The 11,983-nt window shown below is 67.9% G+C and carries 6 protein-coding genes; all 6 read left to right on the top strand.

What is annotated here, in order from left to right:
- Position 1 precedes the first annotated feature (1 nt).
- The 6 genes from HRJ34_RS14910 to HRJ34_RS14935 are packed head-to-tail and all read left to right on the top strand — an operon-like array spanning position 2 to position 11,982.
- A complete protein-coding gene (locus tag HRJ34_RS14910) occupies positions 2–148 on the top strand; it encodes a hypothetical protein (protein ID WP_208631645.1) in 147 nt (48 codons plus the stop codon).
- Positions 145–855: a hypothetical protein gene (locus tag HRJ34_RS14915; protein ID WP_208631646.1), complete on the top strand. Its 711-nt coding sequence runs from the start codon at positions 145–147 to the stop codon at positions 853–855. The genes HRJ34_RS14910 and HRJ34_RS14915 overlap by 4 nt, the downstream gene beginning before the upstream one ends.
- Entirely contained in the window at positions 855–5,684 is a 4,830-nt protein-coding gene (locus tag HRJ34_RS14920) for a coiled-coil domain-containing protein (RefSeq protein WP_208631647.1), read from the top strand. The genes HRJ34_RS14915 and HRJ34_RS14920 overlap by 1 nt, the downstream gene beginning before the upstream one ends.
- Entirely contained in the window at positions 5,684–8,614 is a 2,931-nt protein-coding gene (locus tag HRJ34_RS14925; protein ID WP_208631648.1) for a phage tail tip fiber protein, read from the top strand. Before HRJ34_RS14920 ends, HRJ34_RS14925 begins: the two co-directional genes overlap by 1 nt.
- Before the next feature lie 10 nt (positions 8,615–8,624).
- A complete protein-coding gene (locus HRJ34_RS14930) occupies positions 8,625–9,188 on the top strand; it encodes a DUF4376 domain-containing protein (protein WP_208631649.1) in 564 nt (187 codons plus the stop codon).
- A gap of 10 nt (positions 9,189–9,198) precedes the next feature.
- Entirely contained in the window at positions 9,199–11,982 is a 2,784-nt protein-coding gene (locus tag HRJ34_RS14935) for a LamG domain-containing protein (RefSeq protein ID WP_208631650.1), read from the top strand.
- Position 11,983: the final 1 nt, after the last annotated feature.

Genomic DNA, 11,983 nt, shown 5'->3' on the forward strand with positions numbered 1-11,983 from the left:
GGTGCAGCTCTATTTCCAATGCACCAACGAATGGGGCGTCGTCGCCCGCTACCCGGACGGGGGAGCCGTCCTCGACCAGCCGGTCAAACTGACCCGCGCCTTCGCGATCATCGGTCGCGAGGTCGCCCGCTTCCGAAAGCAGAAATGACCCCGATCTTCCGCTCCACGATCCGCACGCCGGCCCGTGGCACCACCCGCGCGCAGCTCGCCATGGAGAACAAGCTGCTGCGCGCGATGTGGAACACCACCGATATCGGCGCGCAGCAGGGCAAGGATCTGGTGCGCGCCGACATGGCGGGGGCCGGTCTCGGCCGGCTGGCGGGCGCGATCGGGGCGGGGTCGGACAAGCGACGGGGGCGCGTCCACCGCACGGCGGACGGGTTCAAGGTGTCGGGCGATATCCACGTCAGGGGCCGGTCGGAGCGCACGCTCGGCGCGATCGAGATCTACAGCGAGGGCGGCGAGATCGTGCCGACCAAGGGGTGGCTCTGGATCGCGACCCCCGAGATCCCCGCCCGGGCGCAGCGCCGGAAGATGACGCCCGCGCTCTACAACGCGACCGGGCTGGCCCAGCGCATCGGGCCGCTCGTCAAGATCGACGGACGCCATCCCGGCGAGGCCCTGCTCATCGTCCGCAACGTCACCGTCGACCGCTTCGGCCGCGCCGGCCGTGCGCGGCGACTGCCGAAGCGCGGCGCGATCGGCGCGAGCCGGGAGCGTGTCGACTTCATCATCGCCTTCGTCGGCATCCGCCGCACGTCGCGCGGACAACGCATCGAGCCCCGGCGCGTGGCGGCGCAGGCGGCAGCCAACCAGCCGCGCATCCTGGCCCAGGAATTGAGGAACGTCCGATAATGTCGAACGGCAGCGCCTTCCCGATGTTCATCACCGCCGAATATCGGCGGGACGCGGCCGGCTTTCCGGCGTTCGAGCGCGACGCCCAGCAGGGCGCCCTCGCGGCGCGGCGCGCGATCGACAGCGCGTTCGCCGGGTCGGGGGAGAGCATCCGCCAGCAATTCCAGGGCGTCTTCAACGATATCGGCCGGCTGGCCAAGGACGCGATCAGCCGATCGCTGAACGACAACGGGCGGCTGGATCTGAACCTGCCCGGCTTCGAACAGGCCGCGCGCGAGGCGCGCGCCTATCATGAGACGGTGAAGGCGCTGTTCGATGCCGCACGCCAGCTCGCGCGCCAGACCGGGGACGTCTCGTCCGAAACGCGGCAGTATCTGGCGGGTCTCGAGGCGCAGGTCGTCGAATCGCGCCAGGCCGTGGCGATGGCCGACGCCCAGACGGCCAGCTATGCCAAGCTCCAGCAGCAGCTCGACGCCACCGCCAGCCGCACGTCCGCGCTCGCGACCGCGATGCGCAACCTCTACCTGGAGCAGGCCGCCGCGGCCCAATCCGAAGTCCTGCAGGGCCAGCGACGCGACGCGTTCGATTCGGTCCTCGCGCGGCAGGGCGTCGGCGCGACCACGGGCAAGTCGGCCGCCGCCGCCGCCGAGGTGTTCCGCGAGGCGGCCGCGCTCCAGGATCTTGCCGATGCCGAGCGCAATGCCGCGCGCTCCGCCGACATGCTCGCGCAGATCAACCGCGTCGTCGGCGTCACCGCGACCGAGGCGGCGCGTAGCGCGTCCGAATCCGCAGCCGTGTTCCAGCAGGCGTTTCAGGCGCAGGAGCGCGCCGCGCAGGAAGCGGAGCAGGCCTGGCTGGACCTCGCCCGGGCCCAGGAAGCAGCCGAGCGCCAGGCGATCGCCTATCGACGGACCCTCGAGTCCCAGAGCGCCTTCGCGCCGTCGGCTGAGATTGACCGGTTCCGCCAGCAGATTGAGACCATCCAGCAACTCACTGCCGGTGCGCTGGCGGCCCCCCGAAACACTTCCGGGGCGCTGGCCATTGATGTCGAAGCCTATGAGCGCGCCGCAAACGCCGCCCGAGCCCAAGCGATCGCGCTGCGCGAGGTCGCGACCGCGTCGGAACGGGCTGCAAGGTCCGAGGGTGATCTGTCCCAGGAGACGCGCCGGCTGGTGCAGGCCGCTCAGGCCGCTGCGCGCGAGCAGGAGGACGTCGCCGCCGCCGCCGAACAGGAGGCGCGGGCCATGAAGCAGTTGCAGACGACGCTCAACCAGGCGGCGTCCGCAACCACAGCGGTGATCCAGTCCAACAATCGCCTGACCGACAGCCTCTTCCGGGGCAACGACGGCCTGCGCGCCCAGCGCTTCGCGCTCGTTCAGACAGGGCAGCAGCTCCAGGATTTCACGGTCAGCTTGGCCTCAGGTCAGAAGCTATCGACCGTCCTCGTTCAACAGCTTCCGCAGCTCGCCTTCGCGATGACCGGATTCGGCGGCAAGGTCGGAACCGTCGCCGAGAAATTGTCCGGACCGCTAGGCTTCGGCCTGATCACCGCGATCGCGCTGCTCGCCGAGTTCGCGCCCGCGCTGTTCGGGGCCGGTGAGGCGTCGGACGAACTGGCCAAGCGACAGAGCGACCTAGCCGATTTTCTCGATCGGACGACTGGCAAGATCAAGGAGCAGGTCAACTGGCTCGACATCCTCCACGGCAAGCGTGATCTCGAAAAGCAGCGCGACGACCAGCAGAAGACGTTCAACCGTGCGCAGTCCGGCTTTCTCGACACGTTGACGCAGGCTGGCAGCCGCCTTGATCCCACGGGCCGCATCGCCAACCCCAACGCCGTGTCCGCCGGAGGATTGAAGATTCTCCGACAGACCTATCGGGATCTCGAGAGCGGCGCGATCGACGCGCAGAAGGCGGTGCAAATCGTCAATGCGGCGGCGGCGAAAGACAAGTCGATGACGCAGGCCGCGAAGGACGTCGAGAAGGTCGCCTTCGCCTATAACGATGCGAAAAAGGCGCTCGATGCTACCAATCTGCAGCTCGCCCGCGTCGCCGTCGCACAGGGCACCGCGACCGCTGCGCAGAAGAAGCTCGTCGATGCGCGGCGCGAGGACAACACCGATATTACGCGGTCGATCGAATTGGCTAGCAAGCTGGCTACGGCGACCACTGATGTCGAGCGCGCGCGCGCCAAACTGGAGCAGGTCCAGCTCAAAGGGAAGAACATCAGGAAGTCCGACACTGCCGCTCAGGCAGCGTATCGCAAGGAGCTCGATGCGGCGAATACGGAGCTGAACCGCGCTGTCGACGCCGAGCGAGCCGCCCGCCGCGCACGGACCGATCACAACAAGGAAGTTCGCGAAGCCACCAAGCTCGCCAATGAGCAGGCGACGGCCGAGGAGCGAATCCGTCGCATCTCCTCCCAGTTCGATGCCCAGCCCCGCTTCGCCGACCAGCAGGCCGCGGCGCTCCGCTATCTCGACGAGACGATCGCGAAATATGGCGCGCTCAATGACGCGAAGTCGGAGCAGATCGTCCTCGACGCCCGCCTCGCCAAGACGGTGGTGGAGACCGGCCGCGACACCCGCTTCGCCCAGTTCGTCCAGGATCAGGAACGCGCGCTGGATATCCAGGCGCTGCGCACCGCCGGCTATGATGCCGAGGCTGACGCGCTCCAGAACATCTATTCGCTCCAGGACCGCATCGGCAATCTGCTGCCCGAGCAGAAGGAGCAGGTGCTCGCGATCGCACGCGCCTATGAGACTCAGCGCCGCGAGGCCGAGCAGACGCGTCGCGTCGTCGAAGCCTATGCCGGCATCGTCACCGACGTGCAGGGCGCGCTGGAGCGGCTGGCCGGCCGGACCCTGTCGTTCAAGAACCCGCTCAAGTCGCTGAGCAGCTTCGGCTCCGACTTGGTCAACAGCTATGTCCAGACGCAGATCCGGGTCGCCTCCGAGCAGCTCTTCAAGGGCGTGGACAAGCAGTTCGCGGATTTCGTCAATCCCCAGCACCGGATGGAAACCGCGACGCTCAAGGCGGCGGATGCGGTGGAGACATTCGCGCGCACGCTGTCGGCCGCGACGGCGGCGATCAGCGGCACGGGTGGCGGATCGTTCAACAGCGATGTCGGCCTGCTCGGCGTCAGCTTCGGCGGCCTCGCCTCATCGGCGAACCTTCCCCTCTCGAATGGGTCTGCACTGGCAGGTGATCTGCGGACTGCCGTTGCGGAGGCGCTCGACGACGCCCGCGAGAAGCTGGGCTTCTCTCCAGCCAACGACAACGCGAGCAGCGAGATCATCGTCGACGCCCAGCGCAACGTTGCCTTCGAGCTCGAGAAGCAGACCAACCTGCTGACGAAGGGCTTTCCCTCGGTCGGCGCGGCCTTCGGCAAAGTAGGATCGCTGCTCGGCGACAATCTTCGAGATGCGGTCCAGGGCAAGGGAGGGGTCCTCGAGGAGGCGGCCGTCATCCTGCAGAAGGTCGGCAACAGCCTCGGCGACCTGCTCGGTGGTGCCGCGATCGGCGGCACCGTTGGCAGCCTCCTGTTTGGCGGTGACAAGGGCGCCCAGATCGGCTCCTCGGTCGGCGGCTCGCTGGGCAAGGTCGCCGGCAAGGAGCTCGGCAAGACCTTCGGCAAGGAGCTCGGCAAGCTGGCTGCATTCGCCGGCCCGCTCGGCGGCATCGTCGGCGGTCTGGTGGGTGGCCTGGTCGGCGGCCTGTTCACCAAGACCAAGAAGGGCTCGGCGACGCTCGGCTACGACTCCACCACCGGCATGTTCACCAATGCCGTGTCGGGCAACAGCAAGTCGTACATGGATGCGGCCGACAATCTCGGCAACAGCGTCACCGGCACGCTGCAGAAGATCGCCGACGCGCTCGGCGGCGAGATCGGCGACTTCTCGGTCTCGATCGGCGCCCGCAAGAAAAAATATGTCGTCGACCCGACCGGGTCGGGCCGGACCAAGGGCGCCGGCACCGAGAGCTTCAAGGAGGAGGCCGACGCCATCCAGGCGGCGATCGCCGACGCGATCCGCGACGGCGCGATCAAGAATATCCGCCCCGGCACCCAGCGGCTGCTCGAACAGGGTAGCGATCTCGATGCGGCGCTGTCGCGCGCGGCCAAGTTCGAGGGCGTGTTCCAGACGCTCAAGCAAACGCTGGATCCGACCGGCTATGCGATCGAGCAGCTCGACAAGCAGTTCACCGATCTCCAGCGCGTCTTCGCCGCCGCCGGCGCGAGCTCGGAGGAATATGCCCAGCTCGAGCAGCTCTATTCGCTGCAGCGGGCGGAGACGATCAAGCAGGCCACGTCGGCGATGCGCTCCTCGCTGCAGGGGCTGCTCGACGACCTCAATATCGGCGAGACCGGCGGGCTGTCGCTGCGGGATCGGCTGACCAACGCGCTGGCCGCCTATAATCCGCTCGCCGCGGCGGTGCAGGCCGGCGGACCGAACGTCGACTATGACGCCTTCACCGACGCGGCCAACACGGTGCTCGAGATCGCGCGGCAGCTGTACGGCAGCCAGCAGGGCTATTTCGACCTGGTCGACCAGGTGAAGTCGGTGACCACCAGCGCCCTCGACCACCAGCAGGCGCTGATCGACATCGCCACCGGCGCGCAGACGCCGTTCGACGCGAAAACGCCCACCGCCGCCACGAACGACAATACCCCCGTCGTCGACGGCTTGAGCGCGGTGGAGAGGGCGATCGCCAACGGCTTCGCCGGGATGGGCGTCAACCTCAACGCCATCCTCGCCGCGATTCGCGCCAACGCGCCGGGTGCCGCCAACATCGAGACCAACCCCTATCTGGCGCGACTGAACTTCTGATGCCGCACATCCTGGTTGAACTGGAACCGCTCGATCCCACAACCGGCGAGCGGGTGACGCTGCGCGCCGCCTCCGCCGACCTGCGCGAGATCACCGGCTTGGGCGATCAGGCCTGGTGGCCCGCGGTCAGCGAGATGCCGACGCGGTCGATGACGCTGTTCGACGGCGACTTCTCGACCGCCGTCGCGCTGGGCACCGCCTCGCTGTCGCTGCAGATCGACCGGCTGGCCAAGCAGTATGCGAACGCGCGCCGTCTGTTCTGGCCGTCGGCGAAGATCACGATCTACCGCGGCGAGGCGACCGACGCATGGCCGTGGCCGGTCTGGTTCAAGGGCAAGGTCGACCGGTACGATTCGAAGGCCAACAAGCTCCGCCCGACCGCCTCTGTCGACACCACGGCGCTCGACGCCGACCTGCTCAACCGCACCTATGCCGGCACGAGTGGCGCGGAGGGCGGCGAGGACCTCAAGGGCCAGGTCAAGCCGCTGATCTTCGGCCGCGCGCGCAATGTCGAGCCGGTGCTGGTCGACGAGGTCAACTCGGTCTTCCAGTTCTCGGGCTATGGGCCGATCCAGGCGGTAAACGCGCTGTTCGAGCGCGCCTCGAGCTACGGCGCGCCAGCGGCGGACTATGCGAGCTATGCCGCGCTTGTCGCCGGCGCGATCCCGCCGGGGCGCTGGGCGACCTGCCTCGCGCAGGGGATGGTGCGGCTGGGCGCGCCGCCGGCCGGCGTGATCACCGGCGACGTCGACGGCCACAAGGTCGGGGGCACCTGGCCGCGGCGCACCGGCGCGATCATCTCGGCCGCCGCCGCGATCGCCAGCGTCGACAGCGCGTTCATCGACAGCGCCTCGCTCGCGGCGCTCGATACGGCCGTGCCGCGCAACGTCAATGTGGTGCTGACCGACCAGACCAGCCTGCTCGAATTCGCGCAGCGGCTGGCCCGCCCGTGCAACGCCCAGGCCGGCGTCGACTGGACCGGCCGGCTGTTCGCCAGCCGAATCTCGCTGGACGACCCGGTGGTCACCCTCGACGCGCAGGCCCGGCAGATGCCGATGGTGGTCGAGAACAGCGAGGCGGACGTGTCGCCGCCATATTCGCGCATCGCCTTCGGCGCCGACCGGTGCTGGCGCGTCCATAGCCTCGACGAGATCGCCAGTCCCTACACGCTGATCCTGGTCGGCCCCTATGATGCGGAGAGGATCTACCGGCAGGGCAACATTGCCGACGTCGTCGAGGGTGACGGGTCGACCACCCGCTGGGAATATATCAACGCGACCCCCGCCGCGGGCATTTTCCCCGCCGAGGGCGCCTATTGGACGCTGCTGGACGACCGGCTGACCGGCGTCCTGATCGCCTATCCCGACGGGACACCCGTCGCCGCGCTGCAGCCGGCGGAGCCCGATGCAACGCGCGGCGCGCCAGAGGGGACCTATGTCGCTGACCGGCTGGCCGAACAGGTCATCGCCGACGCTGTCGCTACGTTGGCGCGGGTTGAGGAGGCGAGCGAGCACTTCTCGCAACTGGTGACCGATTACCTCAAGACGATGCTCCTCGGCGAGACACGCGAGGGCCGCGCCCAAGGGCTGACCTGGATGGATGGGGAACATCTCCATACCGTCCAGCGGCGCGAGACCCGCGAGCGGATCGAGGGGGACGAGGCGATCGTCACCACGATCAGCCTGATCGGCGCGAAGTCGCTCGATGGGGCATCCTTCATCCTTGACGTCGATGCGGTAAAGGTCAGCCCGACCCAGACCTATGCCGAGCGCGATGCCGAGATCTCGGCGTCGCTGACCACGCTCGGCGGGACAATCACGGCCAACTATACCGCGCTCCAGACCGCCATCGCCGATGAGGCGGCGTCGCGAGTCACGGCAATCTCCACGCTTACCGCGGCGCTCGCGACGGAGACGAGCAACCGCGAGGCGGCGATCGTCACCGTCCAGGAAGCGGTCACCGACGAAGCCGGCGCGCGCACGACGGCGATCGCGGACCTGCAATCGCAGGTCGATGGCGTCGAGGCGGACCTCGCCGCGCAGGTATCGACGCTGAGCGAGGCGATCAGCGACGAAAGCTCGGCGCGCGCCTCGGCGCTGACGACGGTCAATGCCACCCTCACCAGCCACGACGCGACCCTGAGCGCGAACACCGCCAGCATCGGCACCCTGTCGACCTCGCTGGCGACCCTGACCACGACGGAGGCAGACCATTATGCGTCGCTGAGCGCATCGATCAGCGGAGTGAGTGCCACCGTCACGACGCACAGCAGCGCGATCTCCAGCCTGCAGGGCCGCACCGGCGCCTATTGGTCGGTCACGACCAACACCAGCAGCGGCGCGACGGCGTTCATTTCGGCGCGCGCGGAGACCTCGCCGGGCGTCACCACCAGCAACGTCGCGTTCGGGGCGAAGGAGGTCCATATCTCCAACCCGTCCGCCGGCTCGGGCTGGACGATGGTGCTGCGCGTCGCGGGCGGCAACGTCGAGATTTACGGCAACCTCAAGACGACGGGATCGGTCAGCACCCCGAACCTGATCAGCAACAGCGTCACCAAGGTCGAGTCGACGCTTTCGGGCAGCACCCGCACGTCCAACGGTGGCTGGTACAACGTCCTGTCGGGGGCGTGGCACACCTTCACCCTCGACTATGCGGCGGACGTGCTGGTGCTGTTCATGGGCCGGGCGAACTATATCGGGTCGTCGTCGCTGATCGTCCGCATGATCCTCTACAACGCGGCCGAAACCGTGATCGGTTCGGTCGAGGGGCCGTCGTCGGGTGATGGCGCCTACATGTCGAACCCATCCTTTCCCGCGACGTGGTCATTGTCGGCCGGCACCTATCATATCGGGCCGCAATTCCTGGCCGATAGCGGCGATGTCGAGATGCGCTCGGGCTCGGGCGTCATCGTGTTCATCCGGTACAAGTAGGAGCGCGGCGATGGTGATGTACGCGATCGGCCTTCCCGGCGGCGAAGCGCGGATCTGCGAATTCCCGGTCGCCGACGATCTGGCGGCCAAGATCCGTCCCGGCGAAGTCGCGGTCGAGATCGACGGATGGGCGGAAGGACGCCTGTCGGAGGATGGGACCGCCTTCATCCTGCATGTTCCCGGCCTCGACGAATTGAAGGCGGCGCGGCGGGAAGAGGCGAAGCGGGTCCGTCGCAAGCGGATCGGCCAAGGCATCACCGTCGCAGGTATCGGGGCGATCCAGACCGACAGCGGCCCCGGCCGCGATAGCCTCGCCGCGATCGAGCGCTACGCTTCGCTCGCGGCGCGCCATCTGGACGATGATCCGGCCTGGTCGATCGAGTGGACCCTGGCCGACGACAATGAGGCCACGCTCGACGCGGCCCAGATGATGGCGGTCGGCGACGCCGCATCGGCGCATGAGCAAGCCTGCCGAACGGCCGCCAACGCCATCTTCACCCTGATCGACGCGGCGGTGGACGAAGCGGCGCTCGCCGCGATCGACATCACCGCCGGATATCCACCCCTGCCCTGAAGGATGGCGCATGCCTGAAATCGACAATCCAACCCTGGTGGCCCTGGCAACGCGGGTCGGCGATCTCGCCGACGCCAGCGACGCCCTGCGCCAGTATAATTTCAACCTGGTCGCGGGCAGCACCACCGATCCGGACAGCTTCGACGCGGATGGCAAGCCGTCGACCGATCCGACGCACGGGCCGCTCGGCTATTATCCGATCCTCAACGGCAGCGGCGGCACCGTCTATTTCCCCTGCTGGGCGCGCTGGGCGACGATCGCGGGCGGGACCGTCGCCGAGTTCGCGGCGGCGGCCGAGGCGGCCGCCACGGCGGCGGCGGCCAGCGTCGCGTCGATCGGAACGTCGGTGGAGGATGCGCAGGCCGCCGCGACGGCCGCCGCCGGCAGCGCGACGACGGCCAACACCAAGGCGGGCGAGGCTGCCGCCTCGGCCACGGCAGCCGGCAACAGCGCGACCGCCGCCGCCGCGTCGAAAACGCAGGCCGAGACGGCGCGCGATCTTGTCGAGGCGAAGCGGGCCGAGGTCGCTGCCAATACCGCGCTCGCCTATGGCTATCAGCAGAGCGCGGCGGCGGCCGTCGCCTATCAGAACCTGTCGCTGGTCGCGCTCTCCAAGGCCGTCTCGGCGGTCGACGTGTTCGTCTATGACACGTCGAAGGACAGCGACGGCGGCGCCTGGCGCAAGCGGTGCCAGCACACGGCTTGGTATAACGAGCCGCTCAATACGGCATTGCGGGGCGCGCGGCGCGAGTTCCCGGCCGTCGCCCTAATCGTGCTGGTCGATAGCTCGAATATCTTCGTCTATGATAACGACGATCCTACGGCACCGATGTGGGCCAATATCCGCAACGTGATCCCCGCCTATGGCGCGACCGTTGTGACCAAGGTCCGCGCGCTGAACGGGCGCATCTACATCGCCGCCAATGCGGGCTATGGCGGCTTCGGTGTGCTCGATCTCGCCGCTGATCGGAACACATGGTACGGCAACGGCCAAGGTGGCGACGCCAGCGGCATCTACGTCCAGTCGGGTTGGTCGACCACCACGGCCCGGCCCCAACTCACCACGGCCAATGTGACGCTGGGACAGGCGCTGGTGAACCCCTACGTCAATGGCCTTGACATGGCGGTGATGCCTGATGCGCCGATCGACCCGGCCTCGCGGCTCCCGATCGCGACGATCGCCGCCGCGACCAACGCCGGGGTGAGCATCATCCACCCCGACGGCGCGATCGCGGATTGGGTGCCCGCCAGTTCGGGGGTTTGCTTCGACGTGATCATCCGGCCGGGCTTCCTGGCCGTGGCCGGTGGGGGCGGCGTTCTGTACCGCAATTGGGTTCGGACAAGCATCCCGACCGCCGACAGCACCAGCTTCGATTTCCGGTTCGCCGCAGACTCGACGCCGACCCGCATGGGAGCGGACAACCGTGACGGTCAGCCGCGCGCGATCTCGAAATATCGGAATATCGCTGCGTTCGGCCTATCCGCCGGGCTCAACCTGCTGCTCCCCAATGAGGCGAATTTCGCGGGCAGCATGATCGCGTACATCAGCGCCACCTTCAACACGGGCTGGATGGTCGGCGCGGTCAAGGGGGCCTGGCTGGCGTCGAAGGACGCCACCAATCTGGTCGCGGGCGCCGAGCTGGTGACGAACGGCGATTTCGCCGCCGGGGCGACGGGCTGGTCGGAGACGCCGACCGGGACCGGGAGCAGCAACCTGACCGGCGGCAATGCGGCGCTGACCGGCGTCGACACGGCCAACAGGGGCTTGATCCGCCAGAACATCACGACGGTCGTCGGCCGCTGCTATCGGGTCAAATGGACGGTGGTGAGCGGCACGGTGAGCAGCTCGTTCGCCGTGGTCGACGGCGTCGGGGGCTTCTCGAAATCCGGGGGCACCGTGGCCGGCACCTTTACCGGCCAGTTCATCGCGCTTTCCACCAATCCTCAAATCCAGATCAGCGTCTATGGCGCCGGAACGGTCGTGTTCGACGATATCTCGGTGGTCGAGGCCGTGCCTGATCGGTCGAGCATCGGCCTGCCGCTGGAGATCAACGGCACCGTCGCCCGCACCGCCGTGGCGGCCGGCGCCGATCTGGTCGGCTATTCGGGCTTCTCTGCGAGCAATTATCTGGAGCAGCCGTTCAACGCCAACCTCGACTTTGGCACGGGTGACTTCTGCGTAATGGGCTGGGTCAATGTGCCCAATTTCGCCAGCGCCTTCCGCATGTTCGAGCGCAATCATCCGGGGTCGCCGGATGCGACCCGGCGCATCGTCCTGATGATCAATGCCGGCGTCCTGTCGGGCTACATCGGCACCAACCCGATCTCGTACACCCTCAGCGGTGGCGCGAGCATGTGGGCGTTCGTCGCGCTTCTGCGGCGCGGCGGCGTGGCCGAACTGTACTGCAACGGCGTGTTGGTGGCTTCGGAAGCGAAGGCGGCCAGTATCAGCTTCTCGGGCGCGATCATCCGGCTTGGCCAGGGGGTTCAGACGACCACGGGCGGCGATCATTCGCTGGCGTTGTGGCGGATCGGCGCCACCGCCCCCTCCTCCGAGCAGATACGCAAAAACCATGCCGACGAGAGGCGGCTATTCCAGGCCGGTGCGGCCTGCACCCTCTACGGCACGTCGGATGCCGTCACCGCCGTGGCCCACGATCAGGACAACGGGCTGCTCCATATCGGCACCTCGGCCGGGCGCAGCGTCTTCCAGGGGCTGCGCCGCGTGGCGAACACCACCAACGCGGTCGGCGCGACGATCTCGGCGGCCAACAACCTCGTAGCGGATGACTGAT

It is taken from the genome of Rhizorhabdus wittichii, from assembly GCF_017607425.1.
Lineage (GTDB): Bacteria > Pseudomonadota > Alphaproteobacteria > Sphingomonadales > Sphingomonadaceae > Rhizorhabdus > Rhizorhabdus wittichii.

Coding starts and splice junctions, on each gene's coding strand:
- HRJ34_RS14915 (WP_208631646.1), top strand. CDS start 145: ATGACCCCGATCTTCCGCTCCACGATCCGCACGCCGGCCCGTGGCACC.
- HRJ34_RS14920 (WP_208631647.1), top strand. CDS start 855: ATGTCGAACGGCAGCGCCTTCCCGATGTTCATCACCGCCGAATATCGG.
- HRJ34_RS14935 (WP_208631650.1), top strand. CDS start 9,199: ATGCCTGAAATCGACAATCCAACCCTGGTGGCCCTGGCAACGCGGGTC.
- HRJ34_RS14925 (WP_208631648.1), top strand. CDS start 5,684: ATGCCGCACATCCTGGTTGAACTGGAACCGCTCGATCCCACAACCGGC.
- HRJ34_RS14930 (WP_208631649.1), top strand. CDS start 8,625: ATGGTGATGTACGCGATCGGCCTTCCCGGCGGCGAAGCGCGGATCTGC.